This is a genomic window from Streptomyces sp. NPDC020747 (assembly GCF_044334695.1).
Taxonomy (GTDB): domain Bacteria; phylum Actinomycetota; class Actinomycetes; order Streptomycetales; family Streptomycetaceae; genus Streptomyces.
Map to the genome: position 1 here is coordinate 185700 of NZ_JBIRTJ010000020.1, position 24543 is coordinate 210242.

21 protein-coding genes and 1 pseudogene are annotated in these 24543 nt (G+C 70.2%); 12 read left to right on the top strand and 10 right to left on the bottom strand.

What is annotated here, in order from left to right; translation table 11 throughout:
* The first annotated feature begins 50 nt into the window (after positions 1-50).
* Positions 51-652: pseudogene (locus ACH4YP_RS40890) on the top strand (DeoR/GlpR family DNA-binding transcription regulator).
* 88 nt (positions 653-740) lie between these two features.
* Positions 741-1556 carry a DUF427 domain-containing protein gene (locus ACH4YP_RS40895; protein WP_398496221.1) on the top strand — a complete coding sequence of 272 codons (816 nt, stop codon included), beginning with the start codon at positions 741-743 and terminating at the stop codon, positions 1554-1556.
* Between the two features lie 42 nt (positions 1557-1598).
* Here the strand turns inward: ACH4YP_RS40895 and ACH4YP_RS40900 are convergent, their stop codons facing one another.
* Together ACH4YP_RS40900 and ACH4YP_RS40905 are read right to left on the bottom strand one after the other, a co-directional pair.
* Complete coding sequence (locus ACH4YP_RS40900; RefSeq protein ID WP_373466865.1) at positions 1599-2291, bottom strand: response regulator; 693 nt, start codon at positions 2289-2291, stop codon at positions 1599-1601.
* Complete coding sequence (locus tag ACH4YP_RS40905) at positions 2288-3661, bottom strand: sensor histidine kinase (RefSeq protein ID WP_398496223.1); 1374 nt, start codon at positions 3659-3661, stop codon at positions 2288-2290. Before ACH4YP_RS40905 ends, ACH4YP_RS40900 begins: the two co-directional genes overlap by 4 nt.
* Before the next feature lie 207 nt (positions 3662-3868).
* Here ACH4YP_RS40905 and ACH4YP_RS40910 point away from each other — a divergent pair, with 207 nt between their 5' ends.
* Both ACH4YP_RS40910 and ACH4YP_RS40915 read left to right on the top strand, forming a co-directional pair.
* Positions 3869-4561, top strand: a complete 693-nt coding sequence (locus ACH4YP_RS40910; protein WP_361069067.1) for an ABC transporter ATP-binding protein — start codon at positions 3869-3871, stop codon at positions 4559-4561.
* Complete coding sequence (locus ACH4YP_RS40915; protein WP_398496225.1) at positions 4558-6975, top strand: FtsX-like permease family protein; 2418 nt, start codon at positions 4558-4560, stop codon at positions 6973-6975. Before ACH4YP_RS40910 ends, ACH4YP_RS40915 begins: the two co-directional genes overlap by 4 nt.
* Before the next feature lie 99 nt (positions 6976-7074).
* On the opposite strand, the gene ACH4YP_RS40920 is transcribed toward ACH4YP_RS40915, so the two are convergent.
* The 3 genes from ACH4YP_RS40920 to ACH4YP_RS40930 form a co-directional block, all read right to left on the bottom strand.
* A complete protein-coding gene (locus ACH4YP_RS40920) occupies positions 7075-7263 on the bottom strand; it encodes a YbdD/YjiX family protein (RefSeq protein ID WP_361072352.1) in 189 nt (62 codons plus the stop codon).
* Positions 7260-9428, bottom strand: a complete 2169-nt coding sequence (locus ACH4YP_RS40925; protein WP_398496227.1) for a carbon starvation CstA family protein — start codon at positions 9426-9428, stop codon at positions 7260-7262. Before ACH4YP_RS40925 ends, ACH4YP_RS40920 begins: the two co-directional genes overlap by 4 nt.
* Positions 9429-9509: 81 nt before the next feature.
* Entirely contained in the window at positions 9510-9731 is a 222-nt protein-coding gene (locus tag ACH4YP_RS40930) for a DUF3311 domain-containing protein (RefSeq protein ID WP_398496229.1), read from the bottom strand.
* A 168-nt stretch (positions 9732-9899) separates the two neighbouring features.
* Here ACH4YP_RS40930 and ACH4YP_RS40935 point away from each other — a divergent pair, with 168 nt between their 5' ends.
* The 6 genes from ACH4YP_RS40935 (at position 9900) to ACH4YP_RS40960 (ending at position 16096) form a co-directional block, all read left to right on the top strand.
* Positions 9900-11462, top strand: a complete 1563-nt coding sequence (locus ACH4YP_RS40935) for a sodium:solute symporter (protein WP_398496231.1) — start codon at positions 9900-9902, stop codon at positions 11460-11462.
* Positions 11459-12154, top strand: coding sequence for a sigma-70 family RNA polymerase sigma factor (locus tag ACH4YP_RS40940; RefSeq protein ID WP_361072363.1), 696 nt, complete (start codon positions 11459-11461; stop codon positions 12152-12154). The genes ACH4YP_RS40935 and ACH4YP_RS40940 overlap by 4 nt, the downstream gene beginning before the upstream one ends.
* On the top strand, positions 12151-12462 hold the full coding sequence (locus tag ACH4YP_RS40945; protein WP_361072366.1) for a hypothetical protein: 312 nt from the start codon (positions 12151-12153) through the stop codon (positions 12460-12462). Before ACH4YP_RS40940 ends, ACH4YP_RS40945 begins: the two co-directional genes overlap by 4 nt.
* Positions 12463-12533: 71 nt before the next feature.
* Entirely contained in the window at positions 12534-13568 is a 1035-nt protein-coding gene (locus ACH4YP_RS40950) for an alpha/beta hydrolase family protein (protein ID WP_398496234.1), read from the top strand.
* A 135-nt stretch (positions 13569-13703) separates the two neighbouring features.
* Complete coding sequence (locus ACH4YP_RS40955; protein ID WP_398496235.1) at positions 13704-14435, top strand: SDR family oxidoreductase; 732 nt, start codon at positions 13704-13706, stop codon at positions 14433-14435.
* A gap of 173 nt (positions 14436-14608) precedes the next feature.
* The gene (locus ACH4YP_RS40960) at positions 14609-16096 is read left to right on the top strand and encodes a hypothetical protein (RefSeq protein ID WP_398496236.1); all 1488 of its coding nucleotides are present in this window, start codon (positions 14609-14611) and stop codon (positions 16094-16096) included.
* Positions 16097-16214: 118 nt separating this feature from the next.
* Here the strand turns inward: ACH4YP_RS40960 and ACH4YP_RS40965 are convergent, their stop codons facing one another.
* Positions 16215-17060, bottom strand: a complete 846-nt coding sequence (locus ACH4YP_RS40965) for a hypothetical protein (protein WP_398496238.1) — start codon at positions 17058-17060, stop codon at positions 16215-16217.
* 705 nt (positions 17061-17765) lie between these two features.
* Between ACH4YP_RS40965 and ACH4YP_RS40970 the strand changes: the two genes are divergently transcribed.
* Complete coding sequence (locus ACH4YP_RS40970; RefSeq protein WP_398496239.1) at positions 17766-18791, top strand: non-reducing end alpha-L-arabinofuranosidase family hydrolase; 1026 nt, start codon at positions 17766-17768, stop codon at positions 18789-18791.
* Positions 18792-18861: 70 nt separating this feature from the next.
* On the opposite strand, the gene ACH4YP_RS40975 is transcribed toward ACH4YP_RS40970, so the two are convergent.
* Positions 18862-21117 (bottom strand): MMPL family transporter, encoded by a 2256-nt coding sequence (locus ACH4YP_RS40975; RefSeq protein WP_361070270.1) that lies wholly within the window; start codon positions 21115-21117, stop codon positions 18862-18864.
* A 111-nt stretch (positions 21118-21228) separates the two neighbouring features.
* Positions 21229-21771 (bottom strand): HAD domain-containing protein, encoded by a 543-nt coding sequence (locus tag ACH4YP_RS40980; protein WP_361070272.1) that lies wholly within the window; start codon positions 21769-21771, stop codon positions 21229-21231.
* A 93-nt stretch (positions 21772-21864) separates the two neighbouring features.
* Here ACH4YP_RS40980 and ACH4YP_RS40985 point away from each other — a divergent pair, with 93 nt between their 5' ends.
* Entirely contained in the window at positions 21865-22356 is a 492-nt protein-coding gene (locus tag ACH4YP_RS40985; protein WP_361070275.1) for a carboxymuconolactone decarboxylase family protein, read from the top strand.
* Positions 22357-22508: 152 nt separating this feature from the next.
* Here the strand turns inward: ACH4YP_RS40985 and ACH4YP_RS40990 are convergent, their stop codons facing one another.
* Both ACH4YP_RS40990 and ACH4YP_RS40995 read right to left on the bottom strand, forming a co-directional pair.
* On the bottom strand, positions 22509-23303 hold the full coding sequence (locus tag ACH4YP_RS40990) for an aminotransferase class IV (protein WP_361070278.1): 795 nt from the start codon (positions 23301-23303) through the stop codon (positions 22509-22511).
* Between the two features lie 60 nt (positions 23304-23363).
* Positions 23364-24542: an FAD-dependent monooxygenase gene (locus ACH4YP_RS40995; protein WP_361070281.1), complete on the bottom strand. Its 1179-nt coding sequence runs from the start codon at positions 24540-24542 to the stop codon at positions 23364-23366.
* Position 24543: the final 1 nt, after the last annotated feature.

Below are 24543 nucleotides of genomic sequence, written 5' to 3' on the forward strand. Positions count from 1 at the left end.
GCGGAAAGCAGGCGGATCGGGCCTCGTGATGGTGTGTAGTGTTCCGTCGCGTGCTGGCTGAACAACGACACCAACTCATCCTGCGGGCCCTGCGTTCCGGCGGCACCGCCTCCGTGACCGACCTCTCCGAGCAGCTGGACGTGAGTGCGGCGACCGTCCGCCGTGACCTCCTCAAGCTGGAGGGTGACGGGCTGCTCAGCCGCGTGCACGGCGGAGCGGTCGTCGAGGAGGACCGTGCGCCGTTCGACGAGGCCGCCGACGTCCAGGTTGCCGAGAAGGATGCGATAGCCGCTCGCGCGGCCGAGCTGATCGAGGACGGCCAGTCGGTCATCCTCGACAGCGGCACGACGGTCCACCGGCTGGCACGCCGACTGCACGGGCGCCGCTCGGCCAGGTCATGGACACCACCGTCGCCGAGGTGCCCGCCAGGCGCGCCATGATCGCCGCCGGCGACAAGGTGGCGCTGCTGGCGGACCGGAGCAAGTTCCCCGGAAGCGGCATGGTGAAGATCTGCGGCCCGGAGGACCTGGACGTGCTCATCACCACCGCGTCTGCGGACGACGCGACCTGCGGAGCCCTGCACGAGGCCGGGGTGAGAGTGATCACGACATCGCCGACGACGGTCGACGGCCGGGCCGAGGCCGGCGTCTAGGCTGACGTCCGAGGCACCAGTGGGCCCGGTCCGAGCCCCACGTTCGGCGCCTCAAGTTCGACGCCCCACGTTCGGCAAGGAGGCAGTCATGAACTCCCCCGGCAACAGTTCACGGAACGTCCCGGTACTGCGTCACCCACCTGCCCCCGCCGACAGCCTCCTCTGGGAACCCGGCGAGCGATGGGTACGCGGGACGAAGGGCGATGTCACCGTCGTCGACAGCAGGCGGTCGGTCCTCGTCTGGGAGCCCGGTCGGCCGGTGCCGTTGTACGCGTTCCCGCGCGAGGACGTCCGTACGGATCTGCTGCGGGAGACGGAGAAGTCCGCCGGGCGGCCGCACGCCGGAACGACGCTCTTCTACGACCTCGTCATCGGCGGGGAGACGATTGCCGGGGCGGCCTGGACGTATCCCGGCGAGGAGTTGGGCTCGTACATCTCGTTCGAGTGGTTCGGGCGGGAGGTGCTCGACCACTGGTACGAGGAGGACGAGGAGATCTTCGTCCATCCGCGTGACCCGCACAAACGGGTGGACGCGCTGCCCAGTTCGCGGCATGTCAAGGTCGAGATCGACGGCACGGTCGTCGCGGACACCCGCGCGCCGGTCCTCCTCTTCGAGACCGGTCTGCCCGTGCGGTACTACATCCCGCGTGAGGACGTACGCCTCGATCTGTTCACGCCCAGCGACCTCACGACCCGCTGCCCCTACAAGGGCGTGGCGACCGACTACTGGTCGTGGCCCGGCGGGGACGTACCGCCGAACATCGCGTGGAGCTATCCCGGCCCTCTCCCGGCCGTGGGAGTCGTCAAGGACCGGGTGGCCTTCTTCAACGAGGCCGTCGACATCACGGTCGACGGGGAGCGGCTGGAGCGCCCTGTCACCGAATTCGTCAAGCCTCGGGAGTGATCAGGCTTCGGAGGTGAGAGGGAGGTCGAAGCCGCGTGGTCGTCAGCCCGTGTCGGGTGTCGGGTCTCCTGGAGCGATCAGGCCGGTCTCGTACGCGAGCACGACCGCCTGGACGCGGTCTCGGAGGTCCAGCTTCGACAGGATGCGGCCTATGTGTGTCTTGACCGTGGTGGGGCTGAGGAACAGGCGGTCCGCGAGTTCGGCGTTGCTGAGGCCGGTCGCGAGCAGCCGGAGCACCTCCAGCTCGCGTGGGGTGAGGCCGGACAGGTCGCGGTGGAGGGTCGGTGGCCGGGGCTCCTCGCGGTGGGCGAAGCGCTCGATCAGCCGGCGGGTGATGGTGGGCGCGAGGAGCGCGTCGCCGGACCGCACCAGGCGGACGGCGGCCACCAGGTGCTCGGGGGTGACGTCCTTGAGCAGGAAGCCGCTGGCACCGGCGGTGAGTGCCGCGTAGACGTAGTGGTCGAGGTCGTACGTGGTGAGGATGATGACACGGGTGTCGCCCGGGCCTTCGTCCCCGAGGATCCGCCGGGTCGCCTCGATGCCGTCCATCCGCGGCATCCGGATGTCCATGAGCACGACGTCGGGCCGGGTGCGCCGGACGGCGGCGACCGCCTCGGCCCCGTCCGCCGCCTCCGCCGTCACCTCGATGCCGTCGGCGGCGAGGATCATCCCGAATCCCGTACGGACCAGAGCCTGGTCGTCGGCGATGACGGCGCGCAGGGACGGCCCGTTCACGCGGTCCGCCACGGGACTCGGGCTCTGATCCGGTATCCGCCGGCGAGGGTCGGCCCGGCCGTCAGCTCGCCGCCGTAGACCGTCAGCCGCTCGCGCAGACCGATCAGCCCGCGGCCGTTGCCACCGCCGGTACGAGTGCCCACGCCTGCGTCTGTGCCGTTGACTCCCGTCGAGAGGGTGTCGTGGGCGGCTCCGGTGTCCGTGATCTCGATCTCCAGACGGTCGTCGGTGTGGCCGATCGTGACGGAGGCGTCGGCGCCGGGCGCGTGTTTGATCGTGTTGGTCAGTGCCTCCTGCACGACGCGGTACGCCGCGAGGTCCACCCCGGGCGGCAGCGGCTCCGGTGGCAGGGACACCGCGATGGCGACCGGTGTCCCTGCGGCGCGTACGCGTTCGATGAGGGCGTCGAGGTTTTCGAGACCGGGCTGCGGTTCGAACCCGTCGGCGGGGTTGTCGGGGCGGCCGGTGTCCGGGGCTGCGAGCAGCCCCATCACATGCCGGAGTTCGGACATGGCTGCCCGACCCCCGGCCTCGACCGCCAGCAGTGCCTGTTTCGACCGCTCGGGCGCCGTGTCCATCACCTTGCGGGCCGCGCCCGCCTGGATCACCATCACGCTGACATTGTGGGTCACGACGTCGTGCAACTCCGCTGCTATGCGGGCCCGTTCCTCCTCGACTGCCCGGCGCATGGCCTCCTCCTGGTCCCGCTGCAGCTGGGTGAACCGGTCCCGGCTGGCGGTCAGCCGCCGGCCGCCGACGCGGACGAGCCCTGCCAGCACCCCGGCGGCCAGCAGGACGACCGCGGGGCTCGACCAGCCCGGGAGCGTGGGATCCGTCTCCCGGAACGCGAACCCGGCGAGCACGGCCGCCACGACCATTCCCGCCAGCGCCCGCGCTTGGTAGCGGCTGTACATGACGGCGCTGTAGGCACCGATGACGCAGGTCAGTACGTTGATCCAGGAGGCGTCGTCGCCGATGGGCAGCGCCGCGCCCATCACGACCCCGAACGTGGCCAGCGGATATCGCCGCCTGGCCGCGAGCGGCAGCGCCGACATGACGACCAGGGGCCAGGGCACGGTTGCGGGCTCCGGCTCCACGAATCCCGGATGAGGTACGGGCGGTCGTGGCGGGAGCGGCACCTCGGTCCGGTGGTCGGTCCGTTGCTCGGTCCGCTGCTCGGACTTGACCGAGACGCGGGCCGGCCCGTCGCCGGGAAAGCGCGCCGCCACGATCAACGCGACGACGGTCAGCACGATCGCCAGCACCACGTCGGCGCGTACCGCCCACCGCGACAGCGGGTCGGGCTTCTCCTCCGGCCGTAGCGCGTCACGCAGTTGCCGGAGCCTGTCGCGGCGGTCCTCCGTCTCCATCGGATCATTGTCTGGCTCCCCGCCCCGGTCCGCGTCCGTCTGCGCGACCAGAGTCCCGTCCCGCAGGTGTACGTCGCAGGGATGACCCCGCGGCCGGGTCCTTCGCGAGGAGGTCCTGATGTCGGTGCCGCGGCCGACGCGCCACGACACCCCGCGCTCCTAGGTTCGCTGAGCCCGGTCAACCCACCCGAAGGACGGTCGACTCCCATGACTCAGGTGATCCAACTGGAGGGCGTGGCCAAGCGCTACGACAGCGTCGGCACGCCCGCGCTGGGCCCTCTCACGCTCTCCGTCGAGAAGGGCGAGGCCCTTGCCGTGACGGGCCCGTCCGGCAGCGGCAAGTCCACGCTGCTGAACCTCGTCGCGGGCCTGGACAAGCCGACCGAGGGCACCGTGTCCGTGGGCGGCCGGCAGCTGAACGCTCTCAACGAGCACGCGCTGGCCCGGTTCCGCCGCGAGCAGATCGGCATGGTGTTCCAGTTCTTCAACCTGCTCGACGACCTCACCGTCGCCGACAACATCCAGCTCCCCGCCCAACTGACGGGCACCGCACGGCGCAAGACGGCGGCCCGAGCCGATGAACTCATGGAGGTGCTCGGCATCCAGAAGCACGCCCGCGCCTATCCGGGCCGGCTCTCCGGCGGCGAACGCCAACGCGTCGCGGTCGCCCGGGCGTTGGTGAACCGGCCCGCGCTGCTGCTCGCCGACGAGCCGACCGGCGCCCTCGACACCGCCTCCGGCCAGGACGTACGGGAACTGCTGGTGGAGCTGCACCGCGGCGGGCAGACCATCGTGCTCGTCACGCACGACCTCGCGCTCGCCGAGGCGTGTGCGAGCCGGACGATCCATCTGGTCGACGGCCATCTCGCCCTCGACACGCGGGCGGAGGCCGTCCGATGATCCGCTTCGGCGGCGGTGCGCTCGGCCGGGTCATACGTTCCGGTGTGGGGCGGCGCCGGGTGCAGACCGTGGTGATCGCCGTGGCCACGATGATGGCCGTGGCCTCGGCGGTGGTCGCCGGCTCGCTCATCGTCGCCGCGAACGCGCCCTTCGACCACGCCTTCGCGAAACAGCAAGGCGCCCATCTGACGGCCCAGTTCGATCCGGCCAAGGCGAGCGCGGCGCAGCTCAAGGCCACCCGGGAACAGGCGGGCGTCACCGCGAGCGCGGGGCCGTACCCCTCCACGACGGTCCAGCCGGAGGATTCGGAGGGCCGGCGCATGCCGGCGCTGACGCTCGTCGGACGGTCCGCGCCAAAGGCCGACGTGGACGATCTGGACCTCAAGTCCGGCCGGTGGGCGGCGAAGGCGGGTGAGATCGTGCTCAACGCGTCGTTCTCGGGCCCCGCCTTCAAGCTCGGCGACACTCTCAAGACCTCGGACGCGGAGGGCAGTTCGACCCTGACCGTCGTCGGTTTCGCCCTGTCGGTCAGCAAGACCGCCGACGCGTGGGCGACCCCCGCGCAGACCAGGGCGCTGGCGTCGGCGGACAGCCCTCTCACCAGTCAGATGCTGTACCGGTTCGACTCGGCCGGGACGGACAAGCAGATCACCGACGGCCGGAAGAAGCTCGCCGCGGCCGTGCCGTCCGGTGCGCTGCTGGGCAGCCAGTCCTATCTGGAGACCAAGCGCGCCGCCGACCAGGGCGCGGCGCCGACCATCCCCTTCCTCATCGCCTTCGGCGTCCTCGGCATCGTGATGTCGGTGATCATCGTCGGCAGTGTGACCAGCGGCGCGGTCGGCTCCGGTCTGCGCAGGATCGGCATCCTCAAGGCCATCGGCTTCACGCCGCGTGAGGTCGTGCGGGCCTATGTGGCCCAGGCGCTGATCCCGGCCGCCGTCGGGATCGCGCTGGGCGTCGTGCTGGGAAACCTGCTGGCCGTGCCGCTCCTCGACGACACCGAGCAGGCGTACGGCACCGCCTCACTGACGGTGGCCTGGTGGGTGGACGTCGTGGTGCCGGTCGCCGCGCTGGTGGTCGTGGGGGTCGCCGCGCTGGTTCCCGCGCTGCGGGCCGGGCGGTTGCGGACGGTGGAGGCCATCGCGGTGGGCCGGGCCCCGCGCACGGGCCGCGGGCAGTGGGCGCACCGGGTGGCGGGGCGGCTGCCGTTGCCGAGGGCGGTGACGTACGGCCTCGCGAGCCCCTTCGCGCACCCGGTCCGCACGGTCGCGATGCTGCTCGCGGTCGCCTTCGGTACGGTCGCGGCGACCTTCGCGGTGGGGCTCACCGCGTCCCTCACCGCGGTCGGCGAAGCGCAGGATCCCGAGGACCGCGCCGCGGTCACCGTCTTCGCCGGCGGACCACCCGGCGGCCCCGGACCCCAGCCGGTCCAGGCCAATCCCGAAGCGCCGCCCGAGACCAAACCCGAAACTCCGGCCCCGGGCAACTCCGAGGCCCCGGCCGCCGATCCGGCCCGGATACGCGCTGCCGTCGAGGCTCAGGACGGCACCGCTTCGTACTACGGCACGTCCCAGGAGGACGCCACCGTCGCCGGGGTCACCGGCTCGGTCATGGTCACCCTCTACCAGGGAGATTCCCGCCCGGGCAGCTACGAGATGATCACCGGGCACTGGATCGACGGCGCGGGGCAGGTCGTGGTCGCGTCGGGTTTCCTGGAACGGACCGGCACCAAGGTCGGTGACACGGTCCGGATGACCCACCAGGGGGACAGCCGGGACCTGCGGATCGTCGGCGAGGCCTTCGACACGGAGGACGACGGCATGCAACTCCACGCGAGCATGGCCGACTTCCCCGCGGCCGAACCCCGGACCTTCCTCGTCGAGGTGAAGTCGGGTGTCTCTCCCGCCGACTACGCCGAGAAGCTCGCCACGGCGGTGCGCCCGCTCGGCGGCGACGCGATGGCCAACTCCCCTTCGGAACAGGACAACTTCATCCTCATCCTGCAGTCGATGGCGGCGCTGCTCACCCTCATGCTGGTCTCCGTGGCCGGCCTCGGGGTGCTCAACTCCGTTGTCATCGACACCCGGGAGCGTGTCCACGACCTCGGCGTCTGCAAGGCGCTCGGCATGTCGCCGCGGCAGACCGTGGGCCTCGTACTCGCCTCGGTGGCCGGGATCGGTGTGCTCGGCGGTCTGATCGGCGTGCCCGCCGGGTTCGCGCTGCACGGCGTCGTACTGCCCGTGATGGGGCATGCCGCAGGCACCGATCTGCCGCCCTCGGTCCTCGATGTGTACGTGCCTTGGCAGTTGGTGCTGCTGGGACTTGCCGGGATCGCCATCGCGATGCTGGGCGCGCTGCTCCCTGCGGGCTGGGCGGCCAAGGCCCGAACTGCTGTGGCTCTGCGCACGGAGTAGCGGTCATCGGCAGCCCGGTGGTGCAGCGCGAGCGAGGGTGCGGCGGCCCGGTGGCATGGCAAACCGCCGGGCCGCCGCGCCCTCGCTCGCGCTCTCAAGTCAGCAGCAACGGCTCTGCGGATGGTCCTCCCGGTGCCGGGCTCGCAGTGCCTGGTACTCGCGTGGTGTCGGTACCGGGGCGAGTGGGTGCTGACGCAGGTGGCGCTCGCGGAAGCGGTCGTACTCCGCCTCCCCCGTCAGCTCGCGCAGGTACCAGCGCACGGCCCGTGCCCACCGCCGGACGCTCATGTCCGGGCTCCCGCCAGCGGTTCGGCGGGCTGCTCCGGGAGGTCGATGCGGGACTCGACGTACGGCGTCTCGGTCGTCGGCAGTGGGACGGGGGACCGTACGGCGCGTACGCACACGATGGCCGCGTTGACGATCACCACGGCGACCAGGAGCAGGAACAGGGCGATCAGGACGCCGTCGACCGTGGAGTTGGTGACCACGGTGTGCATGTCGTCGAGGTTCTTGGCGGGTGGCAGGACCTGACCGGCGTCGATGCCGTCCGCGTACCGCTCGCGCTGGGCGAAGAAGCCGACGCGCGGGTCGGCGGAGAAGATCTTCTGCCAGCCGGCGGTGAAGGTGATCGCGACCACCCAGGCCAGCGGGATCCCAGTGACCCAGGCGAAGCGCAGCCGTCCGGACTTGACGAGGACGGTCGTGCAGACGGTGAGGGCGATGGCGGCGAGGAGCTGGTTGGCGATGCCGAAGAGCGGGAAGAGCTGGTTGATTCCGCCGAGGGGGTCGGTGGCGCCGGAGTGCAGGAAGTAGCCCCAGGCCGCCACGACGAGTGCGCTGCACAGCCAGATGCCCGGCTTCCAGTTGACCCGGCCGATCGGCTTCCAGACGTTGCCGAGCATGTCCTGGAGCATGAAGCGTCCGACGCGGGTACCGGCGTCGACCGTGGTCAGGATGAACAGAGCCTCGAACATGATCGCGAAGTGGTACCAGAAGGCCTTCATCGCGCTGCCGCCGAAGACTCCGGAGAAGATCTCCGACATGCCGACGGCGAGGGTCGGTGCTCCGCCCGAGCGGGCGATGAGGGTCTGTTCCTCCACCGCCTTGGCGGCCTGCGTCAGTTGGTCGGGGGTGATGGTGAAGCCGAGGCCCGCCACCGCGTGGGAGGCGGACTCGGCCGTCGTGCCGAGCAGCCCGGCGGGCGCGTTCATCGCGTAGTACAGGCCGGGTTCCAGGGTGGCCGCGGCGATCAGCGCCATGATCGCGACGAACGACTCCATCAGCATGGCGCCGTAGCCGATCATGCGGACCTGGGACTCCTTCTGGATCAGCTTCGGGGTGGTCCCGGAGGCGACCAGCGCGTGGAAGCCGGAGAGCGCGCCGCACGCGATGGTGATGAAGAGGAACGGGAAAAGGGCTCCGGCGAAGACCGGGCCCGTGCCCGAGGAGGCGAAGTCGCTGACCGCGTCGGTCCGCAGCACGGGCGCGGCCACGATCACGCCGACCGCGAGCAGTGCGATGGTGCCGATCTTCATGAAGGTGGAGAGGTAGTCGCGCGGCGCGAGCAGCATCCACACGGGCAGGACGGAGGCGACGAAGCCGTAGCCGACGAGACAGAAGACGAGGGTCGTCGGGCTGAGGGTGAAGGTATCGGCCAGCGAGGACTCCTGGACCCAGCTGCCGCCGACGATGGCGAGAAGCAGCAGCGCCACACCTATCAGGCTGGTCTCGACGACCCGGCCCGGCCGGATGCGGTGCAGCCAGAAGCCCATGAACAGGGCGATGGGGACGGTCATGGCGACGGAGAAGGTGCCCCACGGGGAGTGGGCGAGCGCGTTGACCACGACCAGGGCCAGCACCCCGAGCAGGATGATCATGATGGCGAAGACGGCGATCAGGGCCGCGGCCCCGCCCGCCCTGCCGATCTCCTCCCGGGCCATCTGCCCGAGCGACTTGCCGTCCCGTCGCATGGACAGGAACAGGACGACCATGTCCTGCACCGCCCCGGCGAAGATCACTCCGGCGACGATCCACAGGGTGCCCGGCAGATATCCCATCTGGGCCGCGAGCACCGGCCCCACCAGCGGCCCGGCCCCGGCGATCGCCGCGAAGTGATGGCCGAGCAGCACCCGTCGGTCGGTCGGCTGGAAGTCGACACCGTCCTCCAGGCGTTCGGCGGGGGTGGCCCGCCGGTCGTCGGGCTTCAGCACGCGCCGCGCGACGAAGCGGGAGTAGAAGCGGTAGGCGATGGCGTACGAGCCGAGGGCGGCCACCACCAGCCAGACCGCGGAGATCTCCTCGCCGCGGGCCAGCGCGAGGACGCCCCAGCCGATCGCTCCGATCAGGGCGACGGCGGCCCACAGGAGCATCGACCGCGGTGTCATCCGGGAGCGTGCGGGCGGCGGCTCTTCCGGCGCCGGGCGACCGGATTCGGGCATGACTGGCGTGGGCATGGCGGCTCCTCACCTCTACGGTGATGTGTGGTGGGACGGGTGCGTACGGGTCGGCGGTGCGGGTTGCGGAACGCGTACGAGCTAGGGGTCGTGGCGGTCGTGCCTGGTCAGCGCGTACGCGGCCAGGAGGCACAGGCAGCAGCCCGGCACCCAGGCGAGCTGGTACCAGTAGAAGAACGGCGTCCCGGCGAGCCGTGGGCTCTCGCCGGCGTACCAGGGGACCCACAGCAGTCCCGCGGCGGGCGCGAGGAGCAGTACGGCGATCGCGACGCGCCGTAGCCGGTGCTGACCCGTGGGTGCCACGACCTGTGCTCCTCTCCCCCTGGTTGTCGGTCTGTGCAAGAGTTGCCCACCGGCCGGAACTGGTTGACAGCGAATTTCCAGAAGATTTCCCGCCGGTTCTCTGTCCTCCGAGTGGGGCGCCCGCGCAACTCTCCGGCAAGGGCACAGGCACACCAAGGACGGTGACCCATGGCGGATGTCGCCATGACCGCGACGTTTCTCGCCGTGATCGGCGGAGCGTCGCTGCTCGCCGTCACGGCACGCCGACTGCGCCCCACCGACCGGCTGCCGTCCCTGGAGGGCTGGGCGCTGGCCGACCGGAGCCTGGGCCCGGTGTGGACCTGGCTGCTGCTGGGCGGCACGATCTTCACCGCGTACACCTTCACGGCTGTCCCGGGTCTGGCCTACGGCAACGGGGCGCCCGCCTTCTTCGCGGTCCCGTACACGGTGATCGTCTGTCCGCTCGCCTTCGTCCTGTTGACCCGGCTGTGGGCGGTGGCCCGGCGCCACGGCTACGTGACCGTCGGCGACTTCGTCCGCGGACGGTACGGTTCGCCGCCGCTGGCCCTGGTCGTCGCGCTCACCGGGATCCTCGCGACGATGCCGTATCTGGCGTTGCAGTTGCTGGGCATCCGCGCGGTGCTCACCGCCGGGGGCGTCTATCCGCGCGGCGCGGCCGGTGACCTGGTGATGGTGGCGCTCTTCGCGGGTCTCGCGGTGGCGACGTACCGGCACGGGCTGCGCGCTCCGGCGGTCATCTCCGCGCTCAAGGCGGTGGCCGTCTTCGTCTCGCTCACCGCGGTCTGCTGGCTGGTCCTCGACCGGCTCGGCGGCCCCGGCCCGCTCTTCGACCGGGCCGCGCAACGGCTCGGCGGTACGGACACGGCGCACTCAGCCCTGCTCCTCTCCCCCGAGCAGCAGCCCGCCTACGCCACCCTCGCCCTGGGCTCGGCGCTGGCCCTGCTCATGTACCCGCACGTGCTCACCGCCGGATTCGCCGCTGACAGCCCGCGCACCCTGCGCAAGGTCGCCGTGGCCCTGCCGGCCTGGACGGGCCTGCTCGCGCTCTTCGGCTTCCTCGGCGTCGCGGCCCTCGCGGCGGGCGTCGAGGCCCCGGAGGGAGGCGCCGAGGCGGCCGTGCCGATGCTGGTCGACCGGTTGATGCCGGGGCCGCTGGCCGGGCTGGTGTTCGGCGCGATCGTCGTGGGGGCGCTCGTCCCGGCCGCCGTGATGTCGATCGCCGCCGCGACCTGCTTCGTACGCAATGTGTACGTCGAGTACGTGCAGCCGACCGCCACGCCGAAACGGCAGGTACGCATCGCCAAGGCCGTCTCTCTCACCGCGAAGGTGGGAGCGGTCGCCTTCGTGTTCGGGCTGCGCGACCAGGACGCGATCAACCTCCAACTGCTCGGCGGTGTATGGATTCTGCAGATCTTCCCCGCCGTGGCCGTCGGGCTGTTCACCGGCCGGCTGCATCCTCGGGCACTGCTCGCCGGGTGGGCCGTGGGTATGGCCTCCGGCACGTTCCTGGTGGTGCGCGAGGGGTTCTCCTCCATCGTGGCCTTCGGTTCCGCCGACCGGCCGCTGGAGATCTACGCCGGGCTCGCGGCCCTGGTCCTCAATCTGGCCGTCGCCCTGGCCGGGACCGCGGCCCTCGAACGGCTCGGCGTCCCGCGAGGCGCCGATGTCACCGACCTACCGCCACGCCTGACCGTCAGGCGCCGCCCCGAGACGGGAGCTCCGAACCCGTGAGACGCAGACTCCACACCCGTGCGACGGTGGCACAGGCCGCTCCGGCCGCCCTTCCCGAGCCACGCGTCCCGCGCGCGGCGGCGACGGCCCGACCGCCGGTCGCGGACCACCCAGGCCCCGACGAAGAGTCCCGCCCCGACGGCGTACGCGAAGGGACGCCCGGGGAGACGACCCTCTCCCCCGCTGTCGGCGACCCCGTCGACCTGGAACGGGAAGCGGCTCTGGCCCGGCTCTTCGAGGTGCACTACTCCTCGATGCTGCGCCTGGCCGTGCTGCTCGGCGCCGACGATCCGGAGAACGTCGTGGCCGAGGCGTACTACCAGATCTACCGGAAGTGGCGCCGGCTCCGGGACGCCGAGGCCGCGGAGGCCTATCTGCGGTCCACGGTGTGCAATCTGACCCGGATGCGGATACGCCACCTCCAGGTCGCGCGCAAGCACGTCGAGAAGCCGCCGAGCGATGTCGTGGCCTCCGCCGAGAGCACGGCACTGCTCCACGACGACCAGCGGGTACTGATCGACGCGCTTCAGCAACTGCCCGCGCGGCAGCGCGAAGCGCTCGTGCTGCGCCACTGGCTCGGCCTCAAGGAGAGCGAGATAGCCGCCGCGATGGGAATCTCCTGCGGATCGGTCAAGACACACACCGCACGCGGCATCGCCGCCCTGACCCAGGCGATGGAGGCCCGGCGATGAACGACACCTCTCCGGACCGTACGGAACAAGAGCCGGACCGCACGGAGCAAGAGCTGCGCGAGGCCCTGGAGACACTGGCCGGCGGGGTGCACGCGGCCCCTGACGCCTACCGCACGGCCCGCGGCGACTGGCTGCGCCGCGAGCGGCGTCGCCGGCTCGTGCTCGCGGTCCTGATCGCGGTCGTCTTCACGCTCGCCACCCTGATCGGTCTGTGGGTCCTGAACCAGGCACCCTCCGAGCCCGGGGTCATCTTCTCCGGCACCGGGGGCCAGGTCACTCACAGCGGTGCGGCCGCCGTCCCGGGCTGACGGACGGCCGCGGGGTGGTGGAACTCGTACGGCACCGCTCATGGCTCTGGATCCGGGGGGATACTGGCCGTGTGCGGTTTCGGAGCTTGGCCTGTGGTGCCGCCGTGCTGGTGCTGGTGGCCGCTGTCGGCTGCACCGGGGACGGTGACGCGGAGCCCACCAGCCCGCCGACCTCGGCCCGTACTTCCGCCAAGACGCCCAGCGCAACGCCCACCCCGGCCCCCACCTCGACTCCGGCCAACCCCGTGTCGATCCCGGGGCTGATCCAGCGCGAGCACCGGGGCTCCGACCTCAGGCTCGGGAACGTACGGGTGCGGACCGACGCCTACACCCAGTACGCGGTCACGTACGAGGCCAACGGGCTGACGATCTCGGGGATCATGAACATTCCCAGGGGCAAGGGTCCTTTCCCGGCCCTGGTACTGGCGCACGGGTACATCGACCCGGCCGTCTATACCAGCGGGCGCGGACTGGCCCGGGAGCAGGAGCTGCTGGCCCGCAACGGCTATGTCGTCCTGCACACCGACTACCGCAACCACGCGGGTTCCGACGACGACCCGGACAACGACGTGAACCTGCGCCTCGGCTACACCGAGGACACCATCGGCGCCGTCATGGCGCTGCGCTCGTCGGGGCGCCCGGAGATCGACGGCGAACGGATCGGCCTGCTGGGGCGGTCGATGGGCGGCGGCGTCGTGTACAACACGCTGGTGGTCGCGCCCGGCCTGGTCGACGCCGCCGTGGTGTTCGCCCCGGTGAGCTCACGTCCGGACGAGAACATCGACCACTTCCAGCGCGGTGACGGCGACCCGGTCGTCGCCGAGATCGACAGGACGCACGGCACCCCCGAGGAGAACCCGAAGTTCTGGAGGGAGGTTGCCCCGATCACCTACGTCGACCGGGTGACCGAACCGCTGCTCATCCACCACGGCACCGCCGACGAGAGCTGCCCCATCGTCTGGTCGGAGCGGACCGCAGCCGCGTTCGAGAAGGCGGGCAAGGACGTCGAGCTGGTGAGGTACAAGGGCGAGCACCACACGTTCGCCCCGCAGTGGCCGGCCTCGATGGAGACGACGATGGACTTCTTCGAGAAGCAGCTGCGCTGACCCACCGCGGTCGGCCGTCGGCGCTCACCGGATGCCGCGCGACTGCTCGAACCTTCCTCTACCGTTTGTACGGTCCCTCCCGAATCGGGAGCGATCGGTATGCCAAGCGACAGACCCAGACGGAAAGGCCGTGTCATGAAGTTCGCAGTGATCGGCGGTACCGGACTGATCGGTTCGCAGGTCGTCACGAATCTGAACGCCGCCGGGCACGACGCGGTGCCCCACTCCCAGTCCACCGGAGTCGACGTCATCACGGGCAAGGGCCTGGACCAGGCCATGGAGGGCGCCGGCACCGTCATCAACCTGACGAACTCCCCGACCTTCGACGGAGCCTCCCCGGCGTTCTTCCAGACCTCGATGGACAACCTGATCGCGGCCGCCCGGAAGAGCGACGTCCAGCACTTCGTCATCCTCTCGATCGTCGGCGTGGACCAGGTGCCCGAGCTGGACTACTACCGGGCCAAGGCCCTCCAGGAGGACGTCCTCAGGGCCGGGCCGGTCCCCTACTCGATCGTCCGGGCCACCCAGTTCATGGAGTTCGTGGACGCGGTCCTGTCCTGGACCACCGACGGCGACACCGTCCGACTGCCCAGCACACCGATCCAGCCGATCGCGGCCAAGGACGTCGCCGCAGCGGTCGCCGAGGTCGCCGCGGGTACCCCCTTGCGGGGTATCCACAATGTCGCGGGCCCCGACGTCTACCGGCTCGACGAGCTCGGCAGGATCACGCTGGCCGCCCACCCGGACGGCCGCACGGTCACGACCGACGACAGCGCGGGCATGTTCGCGGCCGTGCGCGGCGCCGTCCTCATCGCCCCGAAGGACGCCCACATCGCGCCCACCCGCTACACCGACTGGCTCTCCTGAACCAATTCGGCGGTCCCGACCGCAGGAATGCCCACGACTGCCCGGCGAGCCTGCGGTCACCGCCGAATGAACACAATGAACGCAAATGATCAAACCATGGGTTTTCACCCTGCCTCTCCTTAGCGTCGGCCCCGCCGCGCAACGGTGCGCCGACGAGGAGAAGGAGTACGCCCATGGACCGGCCGAGACTCGGAACGTCGGGTATCCGTGACATCCGCGATGGACTCAAGGGACTTCGACGCCGCCGTGCCGCAATCGCCGTCGGCGTCGCGGGAGTTCTCGTCGGCACACTCGCCGGACCGACGTCGGCCTCCTCCGCCTCCACGGCTGCGGGCGCACCGGCTTCCTTGGAGTGCCCAACCGCTCTGACCGGAAAGGCCACTTGTTACACCGGGCAGGATTCCAACGGCGCCTATTACGCGATCGCCGTACCGAAGGAATGGAACGGCTCGCTCGTGATGCACGCGCACGGAGGCCCCGACCTCGGCGCGGACTCCGACCCGGACCGCAGCTTCGGCGATCTGGAACGCTGGTCGGTGATGGTCGAGGAAGGATACGCGTGGGCCGGTTCGTCGTATCGACGTGGCGGTTACGGAACCCGGATGGCCGCCGCCGACACGGAGAACCTGCGCCGCCTGTTCGTCGAGGAGTTCGACAGGCCGAGGCGGACCTATGTACACGGTCAGTCGTGGGGCGGCGACGTCGCCGCGAAGGTCGTGGAGACGTACGGCGCGAAGAAGCACGGCCCGTACGACGGCGCCCTGCTCACCAACGGTGTGCTCGGTGGCGGCTCGCGCGGCTACGACTACCGCGTGGACCTGCGGGTTGTCCACCAGTACTACTGCCAGAACCACCCTCGTCCCACCGAGCCCCAGTACCCGCTGTGGGAGGGGCTGCGCGCGCCCTCGACCATGACGAGCGCGGGGCTGCGCGCCCGCCTGGAGGAATGCACGGGATTCGCCTCCCCCGCCGAGGAGCGGACCGCTCCGCAGCAGCGCAATCTGGACGACATCCTCGCGGTCACCGGCATTCCGGAGCGCACCCTGGAATCGCATCTGCGCTTCGCGACGTTCACCTTCCGCGACATCGTGCACAACCGGCTCGGTGGGCGGAATCCCTTCGGCAACAAGGGCGTTCGCTATTCAGGGTCCCACGACGACGAGGCGCTCAACGCGGGTGTCGAACGGTTCTCCGCGGATCCGACCGCAGTCCGCGATCTGTCGTACGACAGTGATCTCACGGGCAGGATCGCGATTCCCGTGCTCACTCTCCACGCCATCGACGATCCGACGGCGTTCGTAGAACACGAGGCGGCCTATCGCGACAGCCTTCGGGGCGCCCACCGGGAGAAGAGGCTCGTGCAGTCCTTCACCCGGGAGAGCGAACACAGCGGGCTGAGCAATTCCGAGTACGCCAACTCGATCTCCGCTCTCGACACTTGGGTACGCACCGGAAAGAAGCCGACGCCGAAGTCGCTCGCGGCGTCCTGCGGAGCGTTCGACAAGAGGTACGGCACCGGCTGCTTCTACGACCCGGGCTTCTTCCCCCGTTCTTACGCCACGCGGGTCAACGCCCGTCCTGGTGGGCTGCGTTGGCCTGCCATGAGCGCCGCCCAGGAGAGGTCCTGGAGCCGGATCAGCGGCGTGGGCATCGCCCCCTGAACGTGCCGTGGCCCTCGGGCAGCGGCTCCGCCTCCCGGCTGCACGGATGGTGCCGGTCGGGAGGCGGAGCCGCAGGCATGCGCCGGCTACGGCCCGAGGATGATCTCGTGCGTGTCCGTCATGAGCGACGCGCGCGGGATGCCGCGTACACCCCTCCGGCACCCAGGACGATCACCACGGCTGCGCCACCGGCGATCAGGCCGACCGGCGCGCCTGCACCCGTCTCCGCCAGCGGCGGCGTGCTGTCGCTGGGCGACGGCTCCGGAGTGGTGGGCGGCTTCGACGACAGCGGCGGCACGTCCGGTGTCGTGGGAGGCGTCGTGGAGGGCTTCGGGGTGGTCGGCGGAGTCGTCTCCTCCGCGGGCGGTGTGCTGCCCGCGGGCGTCGACGGGGTCGGCTCCGACGGCGTCGCGGGCGGGGTGGTCGAGTCCGGCGGGCTGGTGTCACACGACTTCTCGCCTCCGTTCCACGCCGCTATGAGGTGGTACGGAGTGACGACACCCTCGGGCTGGTAGGGGGCGGGGCCGTGCCCGTCCCCCGTCTTGCCGTCGTAGGCGATGTCGTCGCCGTACAGGTCGATCTGGCCGTAGCAGTCGGGCAGCTTCACGGCCAGCTTCTGCCAGGTCCGCTTCGCGTCGTCGTCGCCGGCCACGTCCGCGGCGGTGAGGTAGACGGTGGCCTTGTCGACCATGGTCTGGCGGCCGGAGGTCGGCCAGTTCGGCCCCTCGGTGGTGTATTCGGCGAGGGAGACGGGGTACTTGCAGCCGTCCGCGACCTTCTGTCCGGGGGCCAGCCGGACCTCGACGGGGCCGGGAACGGTGTCCCAGGAGCGGAATCCGCCCTGCGAGGTCCAGTCCTCGCCCACGACACCTCCGTCGGCGCCGACGAGGCGGTACTGGACGGTGGCCGACTGGCACGTCCCGCCGGGCGTGGCGTTTGCGACGCCCGCCCCGAACACGGGCACGGCGGCGACTGCGAGGAAAGCGGACGCCGCGAGGGCAGCCGGAATCCTTGATTGTTGTGAACGCGACAAGATAAGCCTCTATGGATCGAAATGTGTGGGAGGTGGCTGAGCGCGCGTGACCGACGCGGGCGGACGCAACGAAGGCGTGCGCGACCGAGTCACTCGCGTCACTTCACCCGCTTCAGACACAGCGGAGTGAAGTGATCCGAATTCTTGTCACCTTTCACAACTCCCGTCAATCCTTCACGAGTTCACCATGTTTCGAGTTGATCACGACCCCCGCTCTCCGGCCTCCGAGGGGCGTGCCACCGAGGTGAACCCCGAGGCAGGAGCGGGCTCCAGAGCCCCGCGAGACCACACCGAAAGATGCGACTCTCGACCCGAATGATGCGAGAGGTATTGACGCTCCTGGTGAGGCTTCTATCATCCAAGGCGTCCAACTGGCCGGTCCATGTTCGACTGCACGAACAAAGACATGGCCACAGTGGTTCGTGCACCCCTTCGCGCGAACTGGGCACGACAGCACCCGCATCACCCGTACCGGCAAGGCTCTCCCCACACGCCACTGTTCCGGACGAAGAGCGCACATGGTGTTCGTGCGGCGAGCCCCGATCTCCCCTGGGAGCCCGAATGCCCGCACTCGTACACGGTTTACGCCCGCGCCATCAGCACATCCACCACGCCCACCGTGCCCGCCGCGCGGCCATGGTCTTCCTACTGGCCCTCGCGATGTCGCTGCTCGCCGTTCCCACGCGGTCGTACTCCGCTCCGCCTCCGAAGGAATCGGCGGTCGCGGCGCAACTTCCGAGCAGCTTCCGATGGTCGTCCAGCGGCCGGTTGATCTCACCCAAGCCCGACGCGAGCCACCCCGTCGTCTCCGTCAAGGACCCGACGGTGGTCCAGGCGAACGGCAAGTGGCATGTCTTCATGACGACCGCGAACACGGCCGGGTCGTGGAGCCTCGCCTACACGAGCTTCACCGACTGGTCGGGGGCTTCGGCGGCCCCGCTCACCTACCTGGACACCAACCCCGACATCGGCACCGGCTACCGCGCGGCGCCGCAGGTCTTCCACTTCGCGCCGAAGAACCTGTGGTACCTCGTCTACCAGACCGGCCCGCCCTCCTACTCCACGAGCACGGACCCCGGCAACCCGCAGAGCTGGTCGGCGCCCAGGACGTTCCAGAACGCCGCCCCGTCGGGAACGCTCGACTACTGGACCATCTGCGACAGCGCCATGTGCTACCTGTTCTCCGCGGACGACAACGGCCACGTGTACCGCTCCGAGACCACCGTGGGCGAGTTCCCTGGCGGCTTCCGCAACACCCAACTCGTACTGCAGGACTCCAAGTTCGCCCTGTTCGAGGGCGGCGCCGTCTATCGCGTACAAGGCACGAACACGTATCTGCTGCTGTGGGAGGCCATCGGCGGCGACGGCAGGCGGTACTACCGCTCCTTCACCGCCCAGGGACTCACCGGTCAGTGGCAGCCGCTGGCGGCCACCGAGGCCAACCCGTTCGCCCGCGCGACCAACGTGACGTTCCCCTCCGGCGCGTGGACCAAGGACATCAGCCACGGCGAACTCGTCCGCGCCGGCAACGACCAGACCATGACGATCAACCCGTGCCGTCTGCAGTTCCTCTACCAGGGCCTGGACCCCTCGGCCGGCGGCGACTACTCCCAACTCCCCTATCGCCTCGGCCTGTTGACCCAGACCAATTCGACCTGTTGACCTCCTGCGGGCCCCCGCGCAGGCGGGGGCCCGCACCTCCCGCACGGGTCGCGACGGCCGCCCCGCAAGCTCAGTCGCGGTCCCCCTCCGGATCCACGTGCGGCATGATCCGGTCGAGCCAGCCCGGCGTCCACCAGGCGTGCCGCCCGAGCAGGGTCATGACGGCCGGAACGAGGAGCAGGCGTACGACAGTTGCGTCGATCAGCACGCTCACGGCCAGACCCAGCCCGAGCATCTTGACGACGATGTTGTCACTCACGATGAACGCGGCGAAGACGCTCACCATGATCAGGGCGGCGCAGGTGATGACACGCGCGGTGATCTCCAGGGCGTGCGCCACGCTGGCCTTCGCGTCCCCGGTGCGCAGCCATGCCTCGTGGACACGCGACAGCAGAAAGATCTCGTAGTCCATGCTGAGGCCGAAGATGATGGCGAACATCATCATGGGTACGTAGCTCTCGATGGGCACCTTGCCCGACACGCCCAACGCGGGCCCGCCCCAGCCCCATTGGAAGACGGCGACGACCACGCCGTACGAGGCGGCGATGGACAGGACGTTGAGGACGGCTGCCTTGAGGGCGACGAGCAGTCCGCGGAAGACCATCAGGATGATGAGGAAGGCCAGGGCGACCACCACCGCGATGATCAGCGGGAGGCGCTCGGCGACGATGTCACGGAAGTCGACCTGGGCGGCCGTGGTGCCCGTGACATAGCCCTTGGCGTCGGTGCCCGAGACGGCCTGGGGAAGGGTCTCGTCGACCAGGCGGTTCGTCAGGTCGGTGGTGTCCGCGCTCTGCGGAGCCTCCTTGGAGTAGACCGTGCCCACCAGCACGTCACCGTCCTGGGTGGGCGTGAGCTGTGTGCTGGTGGCCGCGCCCTGCACATCGGTGAGTGACTTCTGCGCCTGTGTCGCCAGCGACGAACGCTGGTCGGACGGTACGGAGGTCTGGTCGATGACGACGGTCAACGGACCGTTGGAGCCGGGTCCGAAGGCGTCCGCCATGAGGTCGTAGGCCCGTCGGTCCGTGAACGACTTGGGGTCCGCGCCGTCGCCGATGTGGCCGAGCTGGATCGAGAGCAGCGGGATCGCCAGGACGAGGACCGTGACGACTCCGCCGGCCAGGAACCACCAGGGGCGGCGCTGCACGCGCTGGGCGTAGCGGTGCCACGTGCCCTGGACGGGTTCGCCCGGGGCGGCGTTCGTCTCCGCGACGGGGCGGCGTACTCGGTAGCGGTCGATGCGGTGGCCGATGAGTCCGAGCAGGGCGGGGACGAGGGTCAGCGCGCCGGCGACGGCCGAGACGACCGTCACGGCCGCGGCCACACCCAGGAGGCCGATGAAGCTGACTCCGGAGACCGAGAGACCGGCCAGGGCGACGATCACCGTGCAGCCGGAGACGAGTACGGCACGGCCGCTGGTGGCGGTGGCCCTGCCCGCCGCGCGGACCGGGTCGTCGCCGTTCATCAGGTTCTGCCGGTGGCGGGTGATGAGGAACAGCGCGTAGTCGATGCCGACACCGAGGCCGATCATGGTGGCCAGCGTCGGGGACACCGTGGCGAAGGTGAAGGCCGTGGCCAGCAGCCCCAGACAGGCCAGCCCTCCCACGGCGCTGATCAGGGCGGTCAGCAGCGGGATGCCGGCCGCGAGCACGCTGCCGAAACCGACGAGCAGGACGACGATCGCCACCGCGAAGCCGATCAGCTCGCTGATCCGGTCGTCGGCGGCGGGCCTGGCGAGTTCACCGAGGGGGCCGCCGTACTCGACGTCCACGCCCGCCGACCTCAGGGACTGCACCGAGCTGTCCACTCCGTCGAGGTACGAGTCGCCGAGCGTCGACGGCTGTACGTCGAAGCGGATGGTGATGTACCCGGTCTTCCCGTCGCTGGACAGCGGGCCCACGTTCGGCTGCTGGGACTGTCCCGAGGACTGCTGCGACGACTGCTGGGAGGAGGAGGCCGTCAACGGGTTCTGCGCCGAGAGCACGTGGGGGAGCTTCTGCAGGTCGGTGATCGTCTGGCTCATCTGCGAGCTCACCGACGTCAGCGACTGCTTGTCGTCGCGGAGCACGATCTGGCTGCTGTAGCCGCCCGCCGCCGGGTCGTGCTCCTTCAGAACGTCCAGGCCCTGTTCCGACTGGACCCCGGGAAGCTGGAAGTCGTCCGAGTACTCTCCGCCGAACGAGCGGTCCAGCACCTGCAACGCGGCCAGCACGACCAGCCAGGCCACGATGACGATCACGAAGTGCCGGGCGCACCACTCCCCCAGCCTGCGCAGCCGCCCGGGTGCAGCCTGCCCATCCCCTGTACCGGACCGCGTTGGCGACATGGGCTGCTCCCGCAGTGAATGATCACGATTTTCCCCATTTAACGATGCTTTGATCGCACCGGCATATGGAGCGTCGTAGGGGGCGGGAGACCCGTCGAGTGGTCCAGGGAGTCAGGAACCCCTGGCGGCTTCGGCGGCCAGCCACTCGTCGAGGGCGTCGAAGTCCGCGTCGGTGAGGCCCCGGCGGGGGTCGACCCGGTGCAGCAGGGCGCGCCCGCGATGGTGTGCGGAGACCCAGGCCCGGTCGGTGTCGGTGATCTCGTCGTCGACCCAGACGAAGGCGCGGCCGGCCGCCAGGTCGACCAGGGCGCGGGTCTTCCAGTGCAGTCCGCGCCGCGCGTCCTGGTCGGCCTCTTCGTCGTCCGTCTCGGGCCAGCGCACGACGGGCAGTTCGGGCAGACCGAGCCGTGGGGCGACGGTCTCGTTCGCCTCGGCCATCCAGGTGGTGGCCCGGACCAGCTCGCACGGCAGAGCCGTCAAGCGGGGTCCGTGCTCGGGGTTGATCCTGGCCAGGAGCGGATTCCCGTCGGGTCCTGCCGGGTCCGCCCCATACGTCGGATACCCGCCCGGGTACTGCCCCGATGTCGCCCCGAAGGGTACGAGCGGACCGTCGACATCGAGGAAGAGCAGTGGACGCTCCGTGGATCCGGTCATGGCCGCACAATAGCCGTCCTGCCGGGGAATCGTCACACGACTATTCGCACTGTTTCCTTTTCATGCAGTCCACAAGGCGGATAGAGTCGGCCCATGCCAAAGATTGAATCCACACCCCGCGTGGCCCTCAAGAAAATAACCCCCGACGTGTCCGGAGCAATGGGCGCGCTGCACGGCGCGGCCGTTCTGGCGGCTCAGGACGCCAAGGTCGAGCCGGAGCTCCTTGAGCTCATCCGGATTCGCGCCTCACAGATCAACGGCTGCGCGTTCTGCATCGACATGCACACGAAGGACGCCCGTGCGCAGGGCGAGAGCGAGCAGCGTGTGTACGCGCTGAACGCCTGGCGAGAGACGCCCTTCTTCAGCGAACGGGAGCGCGCCGCACTGGCGTTGGCCGAGGCTGTGACTCTGGTGCACGACGGGCACGTCCCGGACGAGGTCTACGCGGAGGCGGCCGAGGTCTTCGACGAGGCACAGATCGCGGCACTGATCTGGGCGGCCACCGTCATCAACGCGTACAACCGCATCGCCATCGCGACACGGATGGTTCCGGGCGCCTATCAGCCGGCCCAGAAGAAGGCCTGAGCGATCTCCGAGAAGTGATCTCCGAAATTTACTGAATGCGGATATGGATAATCGCGCCGGGCCGAATGCATTCGGTCCGGCGCGTACCTTTCCCCTATTTATCTGATCATTTATCGGATTCTTTGTCGGATCAGGTTCGGATCAGGTTCGGATCAGGCAGGGGGCAGGGGCTCCACCAGGCCGTCGAGCCATTCCCGCCATTCCTTGGCGAAGAGGTCCTGACCCGCTTCCATCGGCCGGCCTTCCCAGCCGATCACCGGCCGGATTCCGTGCAGGGCGTTCACCAGCCACACCTCCCGCCCGGCGAGCTGCTCCAGGGTCCGCTCGCGGTGGGCCATCCGGATCCCGCTGTGCACGGCCCGTTCCTGGATGAGGCCGGTGGTGACGCCGGCCAGGATCGGCAGTTGCTGCGGGGGCAGGCACAGGGTGTCGTCCTCCCACCACAGCACGCTGGAGGTCGCCCCCTCCAGTACCAGGCCCGAGGGGGCGATCAGTACCGCCTCCTCCGCGCCCTGTCCCCTCGCCCGCTGCCGGACCCGGGCCAGTACGTCCAGGTCGGGTCCCTTGCGGCGTGGCACGGTTCTCGGGTCCGGCTGGCCGGCCGCCCACACCCGTACCTCCGGGGCGATCGGCGGCGCGTACCGCAGGAGCAGCCGCAACTGGAGGGACCCGGCCACGAGCTCGACGCGCGGAAACCACGATCCCGTACGGGGCAGCGCGGCCGTCATGTCCCGCCAGAACTCGTCGAGTTGATCGGGGGACGGACCTCCGCAGTCGCCGCAGGCCCGCAGGAACCGCTCCCGGTGCCGGTCGAGCCCGCGCACCTGTCCGTCCCTGACCAGCCAGGAGTCCGCGACCAGCAGCTGGGTGTCGGCCGCCAGGCCGGCGATCAGTCCACGGCCGGGCATCCACGCCAACAGCCCCTCTGCGGTTGCCGGTTGTGTCATCAAAGGAACTTTCTCCTCTCAGTACGTGCGTCAGTGCGGCCGGTGCGTCAGGTGCTCCGGTCAGTACTTCCGGCCGGCGCTCGCCGGTGATCCGTGCCTGGGACCGTACGGTGCGTGTTCCAACCAGGCCCCGCACCAGGGCAGTACGGGTGCCAGAGCCGCCGCGGCCCACTGTTTCGCCCGTACGGTCCGACTGCTGGGCCGCAGATGGTCCAGGGCGGCGCCGGCCGCCGCGCTGTTGAACTGGGCCGCCGCCCGCCGGGCCGCCGCGAACTCCGCGACCGCCTCCGTGGTGCCGGCGGCCACTGCCGCCGCTGCCGCCGCCGCGTCCGCGATGCCGCTGTTCATTCCGCGGGCACCGAAGGGCGGGAAGAGGTGGGCCGCCTCGCCGACGAGCAGCACCCGGTGCTCCTCGTCGGTGAAGGTCGCCGCGACCTTCCGGAGGAAGTGATACGTCGACACCCACAGGATCCGGTCGCCGTACCCCTCCCCCACGACCGCGGGCAGCCACCGCCGTACCGCCTCCTCGGTGCCGTAGGACTCCTGCGCGTCGTCGTCGCGGCACTGCAGGTCGACCTGGAAGCCTCCGGTGAACGGCACGCGCATGACGCTGCGGCCGCCGACGCCGGGATGCTCGTAGTGGAAGACCCGCTCCAGCGGCAGGTCGGCGCCCGGGATGTCGGACACGTCCACCACGACGTGGAAGCCCTCCGAACGGGTGCCCTCCATGGGGATGTCCAGCTCCCGCCGGACCGCCGAGCGGGCGCCGTCCGCGGCGATGACGTGGGTGCCCGTCCAGCCACGCCCGTCCTCGCTGCTCACCGCGACTCCGGAGTCGGTGACCTTGACCCCCGTCACACGCGCGCCCCAGGCGAAGTCCACCCCGGCCGCCTCGCAGGCGGCGAGCAGGAACCGCTCGGTGTCCACCTGGCGCAGACTGGTGAACGGGGGCGGGAAGGAAGGCGGCGGGAACGACTTGGCGTACACCTCGCGGCCCCGGTACAGGGTGCGTCTGGTCTGCCAGGTCCGTCCGTACGACGTGATGTGGGCGGCGAGACCCGGGCGCATCCCTTCGAGCAGTTGCAGGGTCTCCTTGTGGACGAACAGGGCGCGGCTGCCCGGCCGTTCGCGTCCCTGCGGGTCCGCTTCCACGAGGGTGACCGGGAGTCCGTGGGCGCGCAGACCGAGTGCGGCCGACATGCCCACGGGCCCGGCGCCCACGACGATGACAGGGCTCACG

What these genes read in the sequence shown, in the direction of transcription:
- ACH4YP_RS40915 (WP_398496225.1), top strand. Translation starts at nt 4,558, where the DNA reads ATGATCCGCTTCGGCGGCGGTGCGCTCGGCCGGGTCATACGTTCCGGT.
- ACH4YP_RS40990 (WP_361070278.1), bottom strand. Translation starts at nt 23,303, where the DNA reads ATGACACAACCGGCAACCGCAGAGGGGCTGTTGGCGTGGATGCCCGGC.
- ACH4YP_RS40970 (WP_398496239.1), top strand. Translation starts at nt 17,766, where the DNA reads ATGGTCTTCCTACTGGCCCTCGCGATGTCGCTGCTCGCCGTTCCCACG.
- ACH4YP_RS40980 (WP_361070272.1), bottom strand. Translation starts at nt 21,771, where the DNA reads ATGACCGGATCCACGGAGCGTCCACTGCTCTTCCTCGATGTCGACGGT.
- ACH4YP_RS40955 (WP_398496235.1), top strand. Translation starts at nt 13,704, where the DNA reads ATGAAGTTCGCAGTGATCGGCGGTACCGGACTGATCGGTTCGCAGGTC.
- ACH4YP_RS40975 (WP_361070270.1), bottom strand. Translation starts at nt 21,117, where the DNA reads ATGTCGCCAACGCGGTCCGGTACAGGGGATGGGCAGGCTGCACCCGGG.
- ACH4YP_RS40945 (WP_361072366.1), top strand. Translation starts at nt 12,151, where the DNA reads ATGAACGACACCTCTCCGGACCGTACGGAACAAGAGCCGGACCGCACG.
- ACH4YP_RS40905 (WP_398496223.1), bottom strand. Translation starts at nt 3,661, where the DNA reads ATGGAGACGGAGGACCGCCGCGACAGGCTCCGGCAACTGCGTGACGCG.
- ACH4YP_RS40895 (WP_398496221.1), top strand. Translation starts at nt 741, where the DNA reads ATGAACTCCCCCGGCAACAGTTCACGGAACGTCCCGGTACTGCGTCAC.
- ACH4YP_RS40935 (WP_398496231.1), top strand. Translation starts at nt 9,900, where the DNA reads ATGGCGGATGTCGCCATGACCGCGACGTTTCTCGCCGTGATCGGCGGA.
- ACH4YP_RS40910 (WP_361069067.1), top strand. Translation starts at nt 3,869, where the DNA reads ATGACTCAGGTGATCCAACTGGAGGGCGTGGCCAAGCGCTACGACAGC.
- ACH4YP_RS40985 (WP_361070275.1), top strand. Translation starts at nt 21,865, where the DNA reads ATGCCAAAGATTGAATCCACACCCCGCGTGGCCCTCAAGAAAATAACC.
- ACH4YP_RS40960 (WP_398496236.1), top strand. Translation starts at nt 14,609, where the DNA reads ATGGACCGGCCGAGACTCGGAACGTCGGGTATCCGTGACATCCGCGAT.
- ACH4YP_RS40925 (WP_398496227.1), bottom strand. Translation starts at nt 9,428, where the DNA reads ATGCCCACGCCAGTCATGCCCGAATCCGGTCGCCCGGCGCCGGAAGAG.
- ACH4YP_RS40920 (WP_361072352.1), bottom strand. Translation starts at nt 7,263, where the DNA reads ATGAGCGTCCGGCGGTGGGCACGGGCCGTGCGCTGGTACCTGCGCGAG.